Origin of the sequence: Geitlerinema sp. CS-897, assembly GCF_028368005.1 — a bacterium.
Classification (GTDB): Bacteria; Cyanobacteriota; Cyanobacteriia; order Cyanobacteriales; family Geitlerinemataceae; genus Baaleninema; species Baaleninema simplex.
In genome coordinates this window covers 1-18162 of record NZ_JAQNCQ010000248.1, presented here as the reverse complement: position 1 = coordinate 18162, position 18162 = coordinate 1, and the positions used below count along the sequence as shown (strand labels likewise).

Here is an 18162-nt window from a genome sequence, read left to right as displayed (position 1 = left end):
AAAACATGAGTCCATGAACCGCTACTACACCGTTCTCTTCGCTCTCAGTATCGTCCTTATCCATCCTTGGGGAGATAGCCGCAGCGAAATTTGGACGCAACCCAAAGTCGCAGTTCTCGGACTCATTGTCTTCTCGAATTTCTGGAATTTGACGATTGGCTTTTGGCAAGATGATTACAAACTTTCTCGTCGTTGGACAATCCAACTCGGTTTGTGGCTGTTGTTCCTCGCAGCCGGACTTTTCTCCACCTTTAACAGTCCCTTTCCCGATCGCTCTTTTTTCGGACAACCTGAAATGGGAGATGGTTGGCTGTACTGGTGTCTGATTGCAGCGTTCACCCTATCCAATAGCCTACTGCTGAAACAATCTCCTCAACTGATGCGATCGCAGGCGATCGGTTTACTCGTCGGTGGCGTTATCCTAGCCATGGCAAGTCTTCCACAACTGGTGAACTGGAAAATCGACTATACTGCGACATCTGGACAACTTCTTCAAAGCCATATTCTCGCCAGTACGATTTTTCAAAATCACCAACCGATCGGATTCTATTCTCATCGCGGTCATGCTTCGGTGGTTTTGGCCATGAGTGCCACATTAGCACTTGCCTTATGGCAGCAACACGGGTTGAAACGCAGAGACTTCATTCTTGCGTTCAGTTTACTCGTCTTGGCGCTGCTTTTCAATGGAACTCGCATGGCAATTCTGGCACTTTTGGTATCTTTGGCCGATCGCTTCGGACAAAAGTATTACAAACAACTTGCGATCGCCGTTTTACTTAGCTCGATCGTGGTGGGAATTCAAACAAGTAACAAACAAATTTCAGGACTCTCGATCGCCAAACAAATTACCTCCGATCGCATTTATTTGTGGGACATGACACTTCAAGGAATTCGAGAAAGACCTGGGTGGGGGTGGGGATTCGATGGCTTTGGCGTGGCATTTATTCACGTCAAAGAGACACCTGGACTGATAGAAATAGTAAGTATCGATGATTTTAAATTTACCTATCTCCACCGAGATGGCAGCTTTCGACAGGATTTGATTCGGTCGAGTAAGGGACATAATATCGTTTTAGATTCCCTCGTCTCTATTGGAATCATCGGAACATCTATCTACTCGCTCTTATGGATCTTTTATTCGATTAGTTTATACCGATCGCCTTATCGTCGATTTGCGATCGCTGTTATCGCCTACCTCATGTTTACACTGACTTGGTTTGAGTGCGCTCAGTACACGCACTTGGCTTGGTGGATATTAAGTTGTGCCGATTGTCAAGATTTAGAAGCTAAATAATTCCCGAAGGTTTTGGGTTTCCCAATGTTATTTCATCAACATTTTCTCGACGCTGTTCGAGTCATCAGAAGATTGTGATGAATTGCGATAAGACTCGCTCCTGATACGGAATCCGCACACCATAGCCCCTTTTAACGCGATCGCCCAAAATCGATTTAAGTCCTGGCGTACAGGGAATTTACGACGAGGGCTGCAAAACAGGTTTTTCAAAACTGGATTCCGTATCACCCTCTCAGGGTCGAACTATCAAAAAACAAAGGATAGCTTAGATGGAGCAAACGCGAAACCCAACAGAAGCTAAATTACCCCGATCGATTTACGGTTTTGAGATGCACCCCTAAGTTTGAATTTATACAACTCGAAAATCTGCTTCAGAAAGCGTCAAACCCGGTTTTAGGGTGGCGAACTGTCCGCCGAAATCGAAGCCGATGTCCGAACCGTCGGGATTGTAGAATAACGCGCCAGTGGTGCGATCGAACACGATCGCAGCCTCTGAACTATCTGCATTTTCTTCGACCGTTTCGACTGAAATCGTTCCGTCTGAATAAGGTAAAACAAAACTTTTCGCCGAAAGCGCGATCGCATCTTCACCGCTGACAAAATCCGTAATTTCGTCGATTCCCAATTCCGAAAAGTTTACCCCATCCCGTCCGAATTCAAAAATATCCGAACCCGCACCGCCGATGAGGGTATCGCTGTCGCAATCGCCGTTGAGACGGTCGTTTCCCTCACCTCCCGACAGGCGATCGAAGGCTTTTCCTCCCATCAAAATGTCGTTTCCTAACTCGCCGTTGAGAACGTCGTTTCCTTCATTTCCGGCGATCGCATCGTCCCCAGCGGCGGCGTACATCTCGTCATCGCCAGCCATTCCTAACATCGAATCCGCTCCCACACCACCGTTCATGGCTTCGGGATCGCTTTTTCCCACCTTCATTAAGAAAAATGGATTGTCTTGAACGTCCTCAATGTCGGTGTTTCGTTGGAGAATATCGGAAAACGACGTATCGCGAATCGCGGCGATTTCTTCTGCTGTAAAAAATCCGCCTTCCTCCAAAGTGCGATCGAACCAAAAGCGATCGGCGTTGCGAATCCGCTCGAACTGTTCCCGAAAAATCGCGCCTTGCGTCGGACCGAAACTCGACCCCGGAACTGGATCTTCAATTAACAACCCAATCCAAGGATCGATATCCTCAACCGTTCCGTAAACCGATTCTAAGGCTGCTTGTAATTCCGGGTCGGAGGTAATTTCCGCGAAACTCGTCACCGGACGAATTCCCAATTCCGGGTACTGTTCTGACAAGGTTCTCCGAAGCTGATTGTAATCCGCCACGCCACGATCGCGTCCCCGTTGCAGATTCGCAGACACCAAATCGAACCCCACCGCACCCAAGGGAATCGGAATCGCTCCGATAAAATTGGGAAGCGCGTTTCGCAAATCGTCAGCCACCCTCGTATCCACATCTTGCGAGAACTTCGCAGTCAAACCGCGAAAAATGACATCTAAATCGCTTCCTTCCGTCACGTCGGGAGCATCGAAATTGCGGAAAAAGCTGATATGTCCGCGAGGATCGACTTCGCCGTTTTCGTCGAGACGCCAAATCGTCGGACTGACGAGGGTATGACCGATGCGGAACGACGCCGTGACGAAAGCATTGCTAGTTTGGGGGTCGAGGCTGTCGTCGTATCCGGTATAAGGACGAAGCGAATTCGGGTTATTTTCCCCCAGCAACGTCGGAAGCCACTGATTGAGAACGACATTTTGATATTGAGCGATATTGAGTTGTCTGGCTCGTTGAAACAGTTGTTCGTCCGTCCAGTTCGGGTGAAGTTCTCCCAGTTCCTCCGCGAGGCGGTTGTGATTTCTCAGCCACAGAGTATGTTGCGCGGCGAGGCTGTTGTTTTCGCTGACTCGTTCGTCCCCCGCTGCGAATCCCACTCCTTGAAACGCTCCCGGTTGGGAAATCGGTTTTCCCTCTCGGGTGGGACTGGGACTGTTGACAGGAAGCAAATCGCCGGTTTCCGTGGGAGTCACCCGCAGTTGTCCCCCAGAGAAGGAGCGCAATTCCCGCGCAATTTCCACGTTCGACCCGTACACTGTGGAGAGATCGAGCCATCCGGTAATCCGGTTGACTCCCGTTCCGGGGATCTCGTTAACGCCAGTTCCGGGAGCCAAGGCGTCTCGCTCGAAGGAAAACTGGTTGTTGGGACGCGCACCGGGAGTATTTTCGCCGAAATCGGGGTCGTCGGGGGGAATATCGATGGGGAAGGAGAGGTCGCGGTTGGAGTCGGTTTCCTCAAAGCCTTCGAGAGCTAAATCCAAATCGTGGTTGACGAACTGTCCGAAACTCCAGGTTAAATCGGTGGTGTAGCGACGGTTAGGAAGGCTTTGTCCGTCTTGGTCGGCCAGTACGTTACTAATAATACGGGGACTGGGGCGATCGGGGGGATCGAGTTCCAGAAACGGCGCGTTAATGGCAGGATCGGGATTGGGGACGACGGTACGACCGAGAGCGGTCAGGCGATCGACCTCTTCTTGAGTGTAAATGGGAATCGGTCGGCGGTTCCCCACCCCCGCAGGCGCAGCTTCGCCGTCTTCGTATTCTGGCGGAAACTGACGTAAAAACGGCTCTCCCGAAGCTCCGTAAGCCGTCCGTTCTGGCGTCAGGTTGTTGCGCGTTCCGTCGTAAGTGCGAATTTCGAGGAGTGGGTCGTCGGTGGTTCCGTCTGCGAAGGGGTCTCGTTGAAGTAAGGTCGTCTCGCCGCTCATGCGTCCTCCTAGGTGCGATGTTGGTTAAACAGACGACGCAACCGTTCGAGTGTTTCGGCGGGGGATTCTCCCGTATTTTGGCGGTGGCGTTCCCAGAATTTTTTCCACCAATCGTCTGGTTCTTCGTGAGACCCCGGATAATCCGTCAGACGCTGGCTTCTGTCGTCCACGACGAGACTTCCCACGTAGTCCGCATCGACGTAAATGCGGGTAATTTGTTCGTGAATGTCGGCGATGTCTTCTTCGGAGACGACACCGTTGTCAGTGGCTTTGTAAAACTGGACGGTGACCCGAATTGGGAAATCTGGGTCGCGTTCGATCGCCAGTCCGTCGATTTCTGTAAACGGCCCTTCGATTTCACCGTGTCCGATGACGGCGTCTTCGACGTTGCTGGCTGTACCGTCATCGAATTCACCAGCCATGGGTGCAGCCATCAGCATATCGAAACCGCCAAACCGCATCGGTTGTTTTTGTTTGAGGGGAACTTGAATCACCATCACCATGTTTAACCCGGACTCTCCAGCGGCTTCGGTGGTGGGTGTCTCGGCGTCGGAGTCGTCCGGTTCGGGAGATTCGGCTTGAAAGTCGCTCGATCGCTGGCCGGTAAGACTGGCGCGATCGCCGTTTTGGTTGAAAAACAGCCGTTGTCCCCAAGTTTGACCGGCTTCAAACGCATCTCGGGTATTGTCGATAATGGTGACGCTGGTTCCTTCGCGGGTGGCGAGAATGGTGAGGACGGCGGGATCGCCTTCGTAAGATTGGTAATTGAAGAGGACGGGGTTGAATTGCGCTTTGTCCCCTTGGGGAATGGGGAGAAAACAGGCTTGTGCGCTGACGAGAACGTGGGTGTCCCGTTTGGCCAGGAGGGAGGTGTTATCGCCGTCCCAGGAATTAGGGTCGTGAAGGTAGTTTCGCAGGTTGTCGAGAACGTCAGCGAGGGGAACCCGGCGCAAGTCTTCGCCGTTTTCGTTTCCCACGAGAAGAGAGAAGCGATCGATGGGGATGTCGGCGGTAAAGTCGCTAAAGTTAGGGTAGCGGATGACGGGCATCAGGTGCAGTTCGTATTCGTCGCTACGGGGGTTGTGCTGTTGTACCTGAATCGTCAAGTCGCTGATGTTGGGGCCGACGGCGGAATTGGCGTAGCGTCCGGTGTCTTCCCACATGACGTTGACGATGTCTAAGCCGTATTCGCTGGCGATCGCTCGTGCGTCGCTGTCGCGTACCATCGAGGTGGTGCGATCGAGGACTTGGCGATAGCGATCGTAAGTGTTGAGAACTTCGTCGGTGGCGTCGTTCATGGTGGAAGTGTCCGGGGAGTCGGTCGCTAGAATTGGCGATGCAAAGGTTAGGGAGGCCGCACAGAGCAGCGCAATGGAGAGATTGTCCATAATTGGAGTCGAAAATAGGGGGAATATATCCTCTTTTTGCTCCTAATTTAGCCTCGTTCCGGACGGGAGTATTCAATTTTTTATAATTTTTAATAGTTGTAATCAATCAAGCAATAACGCTTGAAAACCAGCTTGACGAAAATGAACGTCGGCTGTCAGAGCCGCCTGAATTTGATGGTCTTCCATCACTACAAACGAGATACAATCCACGAGTCCCCACTGTTTATCCAAACGTTGGCTATATAGTTTAAATGCTCTAAAATACAAAGCTTCAGACAAAGGAATAATGGTGACTTGTGAATCTTTTTCTAAGATTCTTAAAATTTGAATTGATTGAGAACGAAGGCGAAACCGCGATAAAGCATTACCAATCTCAAGCAAAATGCCTCTAGTCGTGACAACCTTAATTTTTTCGGATTTCAGTTGTCTAGACAATTGAACTGCTCGAGAATGATATTCATCAGAGAAGTTTGCCAAAGCAATAATATAGGAAGTATCTAAAAAAACTTCAGCCTTCCTCGTCACTTTCAAGTCCATACAAGTATTTGTCTAAGTTTTTTGCCCAATCTGAAGGCCCTTCTAAATTGAGAGATTCTACAACATCGAAAAAAGATACTTCTTGGGATTCAGGCATATTTACTGTCTCAATCTCAATTTCAACGATCGTATTCGGTTCGAGTTCAATGGGTTCCGAAGGACGAAACACTTCTCCATCAAAAACAGCTTTAATTTTACTCATAATACAAGATTTTTTGGGATTTTAACCAATTTTGGCGTTTGTCAATTTGCCAGTCACTCGATGCGTTACAGCGGAGCTTTTTCCTCACTTCCCTAGTTTACTCCAATTTCAAATGCCTCCCAGTCTGCTTCAGCGAATTCCGATTCTAATTGCGTCACTTCTTGGAGATAGTCCGGATCTTTAGCCATTTCCGCCAATTCAGCATCAATTTCAGTTTGCCTTCTTGCTTCAAGTTCTCGACGCAGTGCCATTTCAACAAATTCATCTAGATTGCCGATTTTTCCAGAATTAATTGAAGTTTCGATTTCATGCAATATATCTTGAGATATTGCAATGCTTTTTGAGACTTTACGTGATGTCATTTTCTTTTTTACCGCTACTTTGCCAAGAAGATCGAATTTGAATTAGATAAATTATAGTAAATTTTTTTGCGACGGAAAATTCTGCTAAAACTTTAGTGTTTAGAATCTTGTTTTTGTTGTTTTTTAGACATATTTAAAAATCGACTGTTTACCCGTTCGTATTTTGCATTAAAATTCTCTGTGTTCTCTGTGTTCTCTGTGTTCTCTGTGTCTCTGTGGTGATGTTACTCCCTACAAGTTTTATATTTTTAGCGAAGTACCTGCCATAATTTTAGCTCGTCTTTTCGATTTTCAACAAGCTCGAGTTGCGTGTTCGGTAAGGCTTGTACTTGCTGCTGTAAAACAGGAGAGGGATTGAATAAAAAGACAGAACGATTTTCGGGAAAATCAGGAAGTCTCTCTTCTCGGAAAAGCTGAAATTGGGTTTCGGGTTTGACGCGATAACTGAAGGTGAGAACTTTTACGGGATCTTCTGTGGTAATTAACAGCGGATTGGGAGCTAAATTAATATTGTCAGCGGCGGGGATGTAAAATCTGGCTTTGTCGTCGCTTTTGTTCCAGGTGACTTCTTTTTGGAGGTCGATCGCTCCCATAATTGTTCCGACTGTCAGAAACAAAACAAAGACAACGCGCCAGGTTTTCTGTTGCCACAGCTTGACGGAATTAAACTTAGTTGAAAATAAATAGGCAACCGCAATCTGGATTCCCGTATAAGAGGCGAATAAGTAACGCAATCCCGCCGAACGTCGAGAACCCCAAAAAATATCAGGTATCACTAAAAATATAGCATTAGTTGCCACAATTGTCAAGACCAACAACCAAGTTTTTCGCGGCGTTTCTCGGATTAAAATATAAAGGGCGTAGAGAACGAACAGGACTAAAATAAAGTTGATATCGCCGAGGTTAGCGTTGAAGAAGACGCGGTTGAGGTTGCGAAACCAACGGTAGACTAAAAAGGAGAATTCAACGCTCGATTCGCCTTCTTCAATGGCTTCGCTGGTTCGGGCGGTTTTGGTAACGATAATCCAAATCCAAGGAGAAAATAGCAACCAGCCGAAAATGCTGGAAACGAGATAGGAAATTACAGTTTTGCTGCGTTGAATTCCTTCGGTGGCAAAAACGTAAATTCCGTGAGCGATCGCCACTAATGCAAAGAGTAAGTGAGAATATAAACCGAGGGCGATGCTGAAAGCGTAAATTCCCCAGTTTTTGACAGTAAAACGGCGAAGCGATCGCACTAACATTCCACTCGAAAACAGTGTCGCCAACACCCACAAACTATACTGTCTCGCTTCGTGGGCGTATAAAATATGTAACGGGGAAATGGCGACTAACGCTGTTGCAACCCAAGCCACGCGGGAATCGGCGAAGAGTTCTCGACACAGCCAGAACGCGCAGGGAATCGCCAACAGGCTAAACAATGCCGAGAGACTTCTCGTCACCGCCACGGAATCGGAAAACCACTGCATCCAAAACTGCACCCAAAAACGCGCCGAGAGGTAATATAACGGTGGATGTTCGGGATGGTGAGCGAGGGCGGAAAGGGTATCGGAAACCGTTCTGTTTTGCGGATAGTGATAGTGTTGAAGTTGGCTGAATTCGAGGATTTCTCCGGTGTAGCTGGTTTCGATAACTTCTTCTTCGGTATATCCCGAAATTCGCATGGAAGTCCGAACTTCGTCACCCCAGTAAAATTTCAAGCCTAAGTTGGTGACGCGATAGAAAATCCCGAGAACGATGACGGTGATGCAGAGTAGTTTTAAACTGAAGTTGAGAGATTTAGGGAGTTTCATCGTTGGCGGTAAAGTCGTACAACAGAACAAAGGCACCGGGGGCGTCGTATCGATCGCGCTTTTGTCCTAAACTGTCAATGTAGCCTAAGACGCGATCGCGTTCTTCTTCTACATCGTCGATATGGGAAAAAATCAGCCAGACGCGAGAATTTCCCCGCAACGCATTTAAATCCTGAGTATAGCGTTCCCACTCTGGCGGCGAGACTTCTTTTCCATCTTCTAAATCATCAACGCCGACGATATAATCTCCCTCCTCATAGCCGAATTTTTCGGCGTAATATTGAAATTGATATTCTCCTCGCTGGAAGATATAAAGAACGTCTCCCGGTTGCTGGTGTTCTTTGACGTAGGCGATGACGGGGCGAATTTCTTCTCGGGTAATGGGATTGGCGAATAAGGCGGTGGTTTGGAAAAGGGGAATCCAAAACAAAACGCCAAACAGGAGAATTCCCGGTATCGCCTTCAGTTTATGGCGGGTTTTCCTCCCGACGTAGTGGATTCCCTCGGCGATGAGGAGAACGATAAACGGCGTCAGAAACAGGAGTAGGCGGTTACGAAAGGGGTATTGACGCAGATACGCCGCGAGAATCGTCGCCAGGAGAGGGGAAGCGAGGAAGGCGAGAGTTTGGCGGTTGCGGCGAAAGAGGGAAAACACGCCGATGAAAAACACCATCATCGCTATCCAAATGTAATCTTCTCGAATTCCCAGGGGATTCTCGAAGAGTTTCCACCATTTTTCGGCTAACCAGTTAATATCGGTAAGTTCTGAAGGAAACGCACTCCGCCAGGATTCCATCAGGGTTTCGTTGTTACTCAACGATTGGATAGAGAGGAAGTAAAAGCCGAGAAAGCTAATCCCCCAAGTTGTAAAAACGCTTAGGAGTTTCGGGAGTTTCTCAAAATTGCGGTTTCGCCAGACTTTGATGAGGGAAAATAGGGCGAATCCTCCCGCGACGAGAACCGCCGGATGGGAAAACCAAATCATAACCGCCCCGATAATGCTGTAGGTTAAAATATTTTTGAAGTTTAAGTCGCGTTTGAGTAAATCCTGTGTCAGTAACGCCAGAATTAAGGTGACGGCGACATCGCTGGAATATTGTTTTAACTCGGTGGTGTAGTACACCAAATATTCTAAAGTGGCGAAAAACGCCAACGCTATCGGAACGCCGTAGTTTTTTAAACAGCGTTTGGCTAAGTCGTAAAATAGGAAAATTGACGCGATTCCGCAGAGAAAGGGAAACAGCCTCAAGGCGTATTCGTGATTTCCCAATAGCTGTATCGATAGTTTTTCTATCCAGAGAAATCCAATAGGTGCGCCTTGGTTGTAATCGAGGGGTTCGAGAAGTTCGAGATAGCTACGATCGACGATATTTAACGCTAATACCGATTCGTCCGCCCAGAGCGATCGCTTCGCCATATACTGAATACATTGTAAAGCGATCGCATATATAATTACGATCCACGATAGCGTTTTCGGCGATGTTATTTTATGTTTATTCACAAACAGCATTTCCTTCCACTCCCCGATTTGAGATCGAGTCAACTTTAGAATTTGAAACCGATGGGTTGTTGGGTTTCACCAACCCAACTCAAATCACAGCTATTAACTATCAACTCTAAACAGCCATCCTTGATAAGCCCGTTCGATCGTGGCGTTATATCGCTGTGCGATCGCCCCTTGTAAGGTTTCTGACGGGCGATATAAAAATATCGGAGAATAGCCCTCGGGAATTTCGGGAACTTGGGAAGGTTTCAAAATCTGAATATCGACATCTGGCGGAAGTAAGTGACTCAACGATAACAATTGTCCGGGGTTGTCGTCGCTAATTACCAACGGGCGATCGCTTTGGGCTATAATTTCAGCGATCGCGGGGTTGTAGCGGCTTTTGGCGTAACTTTTGTTCCACCAAACGGGAACCTGAGAACTCACCGCACAGGACACAAATCCACAGAAAAATAGGAACAAAATGGCGTATTTCCAGCGGCGGTGTTGTCGCACTCCCCGCCACAGCGTCGAAAGTTTGGTTCCGAAGAGATACGTCACCGCCAACTGAATTCCGATGACGCAAGGAACCACATAGCGAAGATTGTTCGATCGCCTTCCTCCAAACAGGATATCGGGAACCAATAACGCCGTTCCTGTAACTCCCATTAAAAGGACGACAAACAGCCAGGTTTTCGGCGGTGTCGATCGCACCAAAACCACAATAGAATACAAAACCAGAAAGATCGCCAAATACAGCAACGGATTGAGGGGGCTGGTTCCCTGGTTCACGTCTATAAAAATTCGACTGAGGTTCAACCCCCAAATTAAATGCAGGTTATCCCGAGGCGACATCGTACTTTGAGTGTTTTTCACAAAATACGATATATTCTGAACGACGACGTACAGCCAAGGCGAAAATAAAATAATTCCTAAAAGTGACGCCAATCCATAAGCAATTAAATTTTTAAAATTTTTAAATCCCTGCGTCAACGCCACGTACAACCCGTGAGAAACAGAGACGAACGCCGCAAAGGGATGAGCGTACAAATTCAAAGCCACGGTAATGCCGTACAGCAACCACATCGGCGTTGCTAATCGATATTTCGACTCTCGAACCGCCCGTAATAAAATAACACTCGAGAGTAAAATCGCGACTGTCCACAAACTATATTCTCGGGCTTCCTGAGAATACAGCACGTGAAATGGAGAAATTGCGAAAATCGCGACTCCTAACCCGGACATCAGCGGCTGAGAAAACAACTCGCAGCATAACCAGTACATTAACGGAATCGCCAAAATTCCCAAAATTACCGAAAGGCTGCGAATTGCAATTACAGAATTTCCGAAAACTTGCAGCCAAAACCGAGCGAGGATATAATATAAAGGAGAATGTTCGGGATGTCGAGCCAAAGCGTCGATCGAATCCAATAAATCTCGCGTCTCGTTCGGATACTGATAGGTATCTCTAAGACGTTCGATACTCGTAATTTCCCCGTTCGCCGCTTCACGAACGAACTCCGCCTGTGTATATCCAGCGACGCGAAGAGAAGTCATGGTTTCGTCGTACCAGTAGACTTTACCATCGAGGTTGTAGAGTCGGAAAAACACCCCGCAAACAACCACAAACGCGATCGCCCGCTGTAGCCAAACCAAGGAAAACTTTCGATACGCCATACCGACGAAACTCACTTCAGTTCAGCTTTCACGATACAGGATTTCGCGACCACCGCTAAATTTTCGGTTCGATCTTCATTGTAAAAACGTCCGCAAGTTTCGAGGAATCCTTGTAAAGCGGGGGTTTCTCCAGCGAGAAGCCGTCGGCGAACCTCGTCGGTTTCCTGGGGATACGATCGCCGCCATCGCGACTCGAGGAGATATTCCGGGGAAAAGGCGTCGGCGTCGATGAGGAAAAAATCGATGTCGTGGGCTTCCACAAACTGCCTCAACTCTATTTCATCTGGAGTATAGTGAGCCTCGAGGAGAGCGATCGCCCGTTGTCGCAGTAAATTGTAATAGCCTCGGTGGAACGGAATCGCGTATTCGTAACCCACGAAGATCGATCGCTGGGCGAAGCTGGGGAGATTGTTGGCTTCCGGCGACAGAGACGCGATGAGAGTATCCTTCGGTTGCTGCTGGAAAAACTCGTAAAGTTGAGGATGGGAACCGACGATATAGTTGGTTTTCGGGTAATTTCCCAGAGAAAACGGATACGCCGCCAGATATCCGAAAATCGCCACAGTCACCGCCACGGCGACACCTCCTCTGAATCTCTGAGATGACGGTTTCGCCCAACCCCACAGACTTTCAAGAATCCAGACGATCGCAATTCCGGCGGCGATGGCGATCGCAATCCGCAAACTATGCTGCGTGTAGCGACTGGGGAGATGCAGCCGAAACGCCAGCAGGTGGGCGAGGAAGAACCACATCAAACTCGAAATCACCAACGCCGACACTATATATATATGGTGTAAATGGGATTTGAGGGGCGATCGCCCTCGCAGCCACAGCGGTAGCAGCAACCCCAAACAGAGTAACGGCGGATCGAGGGCGGGTTGTAATCCGGTTCGACTTCCACTCAGCCAAAACCGCCCCCAGTCTTTAGCGAAATAGGCGGTTCTCCCTCCCGGCTGGAATTCGGGAAGATGACGGGCTTCAACCAGGGAAAACGCCGAACCGAAATCGGAACTTTTCAAGGCGTAGGGAAGCAGAATCGCCCCGCAGAGGGCGAGGGCGAGGAGATTTCCCACTGGGGGGAGGTGTTTGAAAAGGTTTCCCCCGAAAAATACCGAATCCTCTCCGCCAGCGTTTCCCCTCTGAGACGGAGAACCCGGAAACAATAGATTTTGCAGAGGGTTTCGCGGAAACAGCAGCAACACCCCCGCCGCGACGAGAAGGTATTGCGGGTAAAAATAGCCTACCCCCAACAGCGACAGCAGCATCCAGGGGGTTTTTCGCCGAATCAGAAAATAGAGAAACGCCAAAAACAGGGGGTTGAGAAACGCCCTCGCCGACGCCGAGGCGAGATCGTCTCGCATCCAGAGATTTTGAATCAACAAAACGCTGCTGAAAAACGCCGCCGAAGGAATCGGGAAAATTTCCAACGTCAGCCCAAAGGCGAACCCCGTCGCCAACACCGCCAGGGGAAAGGGAATTATTTTCGCCACGTCGAGGGGATCGATTCCCAGTTGGGCGAAGATCCAGTAAAACCCCTGATAGCCCAGGGGGGCGACGGATTGAAAATAATCGGCGATCGCATCCTTGGGAAACAGCCCGGAATCGAGAAACCGTCGCATCCAAAACAGATGTTGTCGCCCGTCGTCGGAAACCAGATACTCGTGAGACAGGGCTTGCGAGGCTACCGGAAGGCTGTAAAAACTACTCGCCGCCAAACTCAGGGCGAACCAAAACCCAGTAACGAACCGGGGAATTTGGGAAATGGGGCGGGTGAGGAAGGTTTGGAGATGTGCGATCGCCATTCTCTATTGGGCTGATAGGAGACAAGACGCCGATAATACCTGATGTTCGGGCGTCTCGAACACTTTACAAGCTGGAACCCAGGCGGCGAGGGCGGGGGGAACGCCACTTTCGAGACGGGCGATAAGTTGGGGATCTCGGATAAACTGGCGTCGCCAGCGACTCCCCCATTGGCGATCGCTGAGATAGTCGGGGGAAAAGGCGTTTCTGTCTAACAGCCAAAAGTCAAGGTTGTAGTCGCCGATGGTTTGTTTGATAGGTTCGAGAGTGGGGCTGTATTGTGCCTCGAAGATGGCAACTGCTCGATCGCGAAACTGTTGGTAATAGCCGTAATGGTAGGGAATGGCGTATTCATGTCCGACGAGGATCGATCGCTGGGCGAAAGTGGGGAGGTTATCGGCTTCTTTGGCGGTGGACGCGATGAGAATATCTTTCGGTTGTTGCTGAAAGAATTCGTAAAGTTGCGGGGCTTCGCCTTCGACAAGACTGTAAGTTTTGGGGAAGCGATCGAGGAATACTGGAAAAATGACGATCGCCAGAATTAAAAGCAACGCCAACCCCGCTTTCAACCGCCGTCGCCGACGACAACGCCAAGCCGCATCGAGAAGTGTCGTCGCCGAAATTCCCGCCGCAAAAGACAGTAACATAATCAGCGTATGTTCGCTGTAACGGCTGGGAAGGTGAAGTTTGAATAGTAGGGCGTGGGCGATAAAAAATAGGGCGATCGAGGGTATCGAAATTTGAAAAAATAGCTTGGCGTTAGCGGTGAGTTGTTGCAGTAAGGGAAAGCGATCGCGTCGATACCACAAAATCGGTAACAGCATTCCCACCCACAACGTCAACGCCGTTCTTTGCGGCAAAAAACCGCTGCGATTTCTCAACAACCAAAATTCAAAAGGATCGGAGTGAAAGAAATAAATTCGTCCGCCTTTTAGAAATTCTGGGAGTTGTTTAGCGAGTTCGGCATTGACGACAGGAGCGTATTCGTTGGTTTTTAAGGCATAACTTGCTAGCATCGCCACGATGACGGCAATATTCACTAAATGAAATCTCGAAGTCCAATTCAAACGCCAACGGTTGCCTTGATTTTCAGAATCTAAAATACTGGCGTTTTGGCGCTGCTTGCTATTGTTGTTATTTCGGTGATTTTCTAGGTTACTTTCTAAATTACTCTCTAAGTCAATCGAATCCAATTTCTTTGAAAAAACTTCTTTTATAGAATTCAAAATATCTCGAAAGCGAACCCATCCCAACCCATCTAAAATTAAAATCCCGAGTTCGACGAGTAAAAACTGTGGGTAAAACAACCCCGTTAAAATCACAAAAACGATAGAAAGTATCGTATTTTTCTTATTGTAATAGAATAAAAAACCTAAAAAAATCGGATATAAAAAGGCTCGGGGCGTTCCCGAAATCAAATCGTCCTTACACCATAACGTCTGATTGAGAACGAGAGTCGATAAAAATCCCCCAAAAGGAATCGGGAAAATTTGTAGAAATACCCCATATCCGTAAGCCGTCAGAATTCCACCGAGGAACACGGGCAACACTTTATTAAACACAAACGGATCGAGTCCGAAACTCGCCGCCAAACGGTATAGCGAAGCGTATCCTACCGGAGAAACCGACTGAAAATAATCCGCGATCGCATCGTTGGGAAACAAATCCCCATCGAGAAACCGGCGCATCCAAAACACATGTTGACGGGCATCGTCTTGAACGATATAGTCTCCATCGAACGACGCCGGAAGCACGGCGATCGCGTACACTATAGCGCAGACGACACTAGCAATTCCCCAAAACCGCTCGTTCGCGAAACTTCGCGAAATGAGACTCGATTGCGAGCGTTTATCTTGCGTTGTAAAAAGAGATTGACGCACAGAGCTGCCCCACATGGTACAACAGAAATTTAATGTTCTCGTCCTTCACGATTCCCCAGAGAAGAACGAAAAGATAACCGCAAAGCGCGATCGCAAACAATTCTACATATCGAATAGCAAAGCCAGGTCTTTGTCAAGAGATGTTTTCCATCCTTTTAACTCCCCTCAACTGTAGAATTGTCGTGGCATTCCCCCAATTCAAACGTCTTTTTATCGGTGTACGATTCTCAGGAAAAAAATAATCGATGTTGCCCGAAACTCGCCGCCCGAACTCCACTAACGCCGATCGATCGCCTCTCTATCTCCTGTTCGCCATCTTTCTCATCGCCGTTGTGCTGCGAGTTTGGGCGATTACCGTTCCCCTCAACGTCGATGAAGTCTCCTGGCTGCGACGGGGGGCGACGTTCGTTCGGGAACTCCTCGCCGCCGATCTCGATAGTACCTACGAACGCCACCATCCCGGCGTAACGAATATGTGGCTGACGGGGTGGGCGATGGCACTCAACTGTACCTTACAACAGGCATTTCCCCAGTGGTTCGGCTTACCAGAACCCTTCACCGACTTCGAGAAATGCCTTCGCTACGAATATTACAGCATCAGTTGGTTCGTGCTGCCCCGTCTAGTGCAAGCCCTCGTCACCGCCGCGACAATGGTGGGAATAACCGTCTTGCTGCGGCGACTGTTTGGAAACGCGATCGCCCTTCTCTCCATCGGCTTACTGCTATTCGAGCCGTTTTTTCTGGGGTATCAACGGTTTTTGTCAACCGATGCCCTAATGATAAATTTCGCAGCCCTCAGCGTCTTCTGGGGGCTTCTATATTTACGTTTGCCCCCCGATACCACCCCCATCGGATTGCCCCGATCGCCGCAAAAACTCACCTGGCTGCTGGCCTCGGGAATGTCGATGGGACTCGCCACCGCCGGAAAAATCACAATTCTCTTCGTCCTTCCCGGCTTCGTCGCCGCCCTCATCGCCATCGAAATGGGATGGGCGAAAGCCTCCTTTGCCCCTCGAGGATGGCAACAGCGATCGCTTGAAATCGCCCTGTGGACCGTCGCCCTCATCGCCACAGTGGTTTTACTCTGGCCGATGTTGTGGGTCGAACCCTGGGAAACCCTCCAGCGGCTTTACGAAGACTTAGTCGACGAATCCGCCCGCGGCCATTTCTTCTTCCTGGGCGAAACTACCGACGAAGTGGGATTGCTGTTTTATCCCCTGGCGATGCTGTATCGCCTCTCTCCCCTGTTTCAAGTGGGACTCGTCGCCGGAATCCTCCGCCTCGCCGTTCCCCAATGGCGGAAACAGACCCCCTACGTCCCCGAACTGACGATATTACTGGGGTTGTCGGCGTCGATGTTGGCGGTGTTTTCCGTCTTTTCCAACAAACTCGATCGCTACCCCCTCCCCACCTATCCCTGGTTAGTCGTCGTGGCCGCCGTCGGATGGTGGGCGATCGTCCAAAGCCTCAAACCCCTCAAATCCGCAAAAGTCTTCATCCCAGGACTTCTCGCCGTCCAAGCGGCGATGTTACTTCCCTACGCCCCCGATTACGTCACCTACTATAACCCCCTCTTCGGCGGACTCTCAGCAGCCGAAGACATCTTTACCATCGGACAAGGAGAAGGCTTAGAACGGGCGGCGTGGTGGCTCAACCAACAACCCCAAGCCGAACGAACGCGCGTCGCCAGTTGGTATCGGACAGTATTTCGGGCGTATTTCCGAGGCGAAGTCGTGAAAATCGATCGCTCCCGCGATACCGACACCGCCCCCGAATGGACGCAAACCAACCGCGTCGTATTGTACGTCAACCAAGTCCAGCGAGAGGTTCCCAGTCCAGACATGGTGAATTATTTTCGCCGCCAAACCCCACTTCACACCGTCAACTTACAGGGAATCGAGTACGCCTGGGTCTATCCCGGACCAGTACCTACCCCTACCGACTTAGAACGATCGATTTCCCTCAATCGTCCCCTCGGAAACAACACCGTCTTGTTAGGAACCGAAGCGTTACCCGAGGCGATCGCCCCCGGTCAGTCCCTCGAAATTTCAGCATTTTGGCAATTTCTCGCCCAACCGCCGCCAAACCCCACCATCCAACTAACCTTCGGCGACGTTCGAGAGACAAAACCCCTCCTCGGCGGATTTTGGTTTCCTCGCCAAATCGCCCCCAACAGCATCTTACGGGACATGCGCGTTCTCCAGATTCCCGAAACTATCGCCCCCGGCCGCCATCCCCTCACCCTCACCCTCATTGAAAACGGGCGACCCATCGGATCGCCCGTGATTTTGGCGGAAATTGAGGTAACGAGATAATTAGAGGGGGAGAGAGGGAGAGGGGGAGAGAGGGAGAGAGGGAGACAATTTCCCGTTATCAATTGTCAATTGTCCCCTAGCTGGCCAAATACTCGCCCATATCCGCCTTGCGTTTGCGGAGTTTCGTGAGGGATTCCCGCTCGATTTGACGAACTCGTTCCCGGCTGATCTTAAGGCGATCGCCAATTTTCGCCAGCGTCATGGCTTTACCGTCCCGCAAACCGAAGCGTAACGCCAAGACTTCCCGCTGTTGGGGCGTTAAATCCGCCATCAGGGTTTCGAGGTCGCTGCGAAGAGAAGATTGAACCGCAAAATCTTCCGGCGAGGGGCCGTCATCTTGCAGCAAATCCGCCAGTTCCGTATCTTGATTGTCGCCCACCCGCAAATCGAGAGAGAGCGGTTGACGGGCCCGTTCGAGATATTCTCGAATTTGTTTGGGGGTCAGGCTCATTTCGTCGGCGATTTCAGCGACCGTCGCCGCCCGTCCTAACTGTTGCGTCAGTTGGCGTTGAACCTTTTTGATTTTGTTGAGTTTTTCCGTAATGTGAATCGGCAGACGAATCGTGCGGCCTTTCTCAGCGATCGCTCGGGTAATCGCTTGACGAATCCACCAGTAGGCATAGGTGGAAAAGCGATAGCCTTTCGTGGGGTCGAATTTTTCGAC

General features: G+C 49.5%; 13 protein-coding genes. 2 read left to right on the top strand and 11 right to left on the bottom strand.

Going from position 1 to position 18162, the window contains the following annotated elements:
• Positions 1-13: 13 nt before the first annotated feature.
• A complete protein-coding gene (locus POG22_RS15600) occupies positions 14-1294 on the top strand; it encodes an O-antigen ligase family protein (protein WP_498906275.1) in 1281 nt (426 codons plus the stop codon).
• Between the two features lie 349 nt (positions 1295-1643).
• On the opposite strand, the gene POG22_RS15595 is transcribed toward POG22_RS15600, so the two are convergent.
• The 10 genes from POG22_RS15595 to POG22_RS15550 form a co-directional block, all read right to left on the bottom strand.
• The gene (locus POG22_RS15595) at positions 1644-4061 is read right to left on the bottom strand and encodes a peroxidase family protein (RefSeq protein WP_498906273.1); all 2418 of its coding nucleotides are present in this window, start codon (positions 4059-4061) and stop codon (positions 1644-1646) included.
• An 8-nt stretch (positions 4062-4069) separates the two neighbouring features.
• Complete coding sequence (locus tag POG22_RS15590; protein WP_498906301.1) at positions 4070-5359, bottom strand: hypothetical protein; 1290 nt, start codon at positions 5357-5359, stop codon at positions 4070-4072.
• A gap of 192 nt (positions 5360-5551) precedes the next feature.
• Positions 5552-5986, bottom strand: coding sequence for a type II toxin-antitoxin system VapC family toxin (locus tag POG22_RS15585; RefSeq protein ID WP_428010145.1), 435 nt, complete (start codon positions 5984-5986; stop codon positions 5552-5554).
• Entirely contained in the window at positions 5958-6188 is a 231-nt protein-coding gene (locus tag POG22_RS15580; protein ID WP_428010146.1) for an antitoxin AF2212-like protein, read from the bottom strand. Before POG22_RS15580 ends, POG22_RS15585 begins: the two co-directional genes overlap by 29 nt.
• A gap of 92 nt (positions 6189-6280) precedes the next feature.
• Positions 6281-6550, bottom strand: a complete 270-nt coding sequence (locus POG22_RS15575) for a CopG family transcriptional regulator (protein ID WP_498906270.1) — start codon at positions 6548-6550, stop codon at positions 6281-6283.
• Positions 6551-6798: 248 nt separating this feature from the next.
• On the bottom strand, positions 6799-8343 hold the full coding sequence (locus POG22_RS15570) for a glycosyltransferase family 39 protein (RefSeq protein ID WP_498906268.1): 1545 nt from the start codon (positions 8341-8343) through the stop codon (positions 6799-6801).
• Positions 8330-9844 carry a glycosyltransferase family 39 protein gene (locus POG22_RS15565; protein WP_498906266.1) on the bottom strand — a complete coding sequence of 505 codons (1515 nt, stop codon included), beginning with the start codon at positions 9842-9844 and terminating at the stop codon, positions 8330-8332. Before POG22_RS15565 ends, POG22_RS15570 begins: the two co-directional genes overlap by 14 nt.
• Before the next feature lie 102 nt (positions 9845-9946).
• On the bottom strand, positions 9947-11503 hold the full coding sequence (locus tag POG22_RS15560) for a glycosyltransferase family 39 protein (RefSeq protein WP_498906264.1): 1557 nt from the start codon (positions 11501-11503) through the stop codon (positions 9947-9949).
• 11 nt (positions 11504-11514) lie between these two features.
• The gene (locus tag POG22_RS15555; protein WP_498906262.1) at positions 11515-13305 is read right to left on the bottom strand and encodes a hypothetical protein; all 1791 of its coding nucleotides are present in this window, start codon (positions 13303-13305) and stop codon (positions 11515-11517) included.
• Positions 13306-13308: 3 nt separating this feature from the next.
• Complete coding sequence (locus POG22_RS15550) at positions 13309-15198, bottom strand: hypothetical protein (RefSeq protein ID WP_498906260.1); 1890 nt, start codon at positions 15196-15198, stop codon at positions 13309-13311.
• A gap of 230 nt (positions 15199-15428) precedes the next feature.
• Here POG22_RS15550 and POG22_RS15545 point away from each other — a divergent pair, with 230 nt between their 5' ends.
• Positions 15429-17498, top strand: coding sequence for an ArnT family glycosyltransferase (locus POG22_RS15545; RefSeq protein WP_498906258.1), 2070 nt, complete (start codon positions 15429-15431; stop codon positions 17496-17498).
• A gap of 76 nt (positions 17499-17574) precedes the next feature.
• Here POG22_RS15545 and POG22_RS15540 read toward each other — a convergent pair.
• Positions 17575-18162: sigma-70 family RNA polymerase sigma factor (locus POG22_RS15540; RefSeq protein ID WP_498906256.1), on the bottom strand; the 588-nt coding region annotated here is incomplete at its 5' end.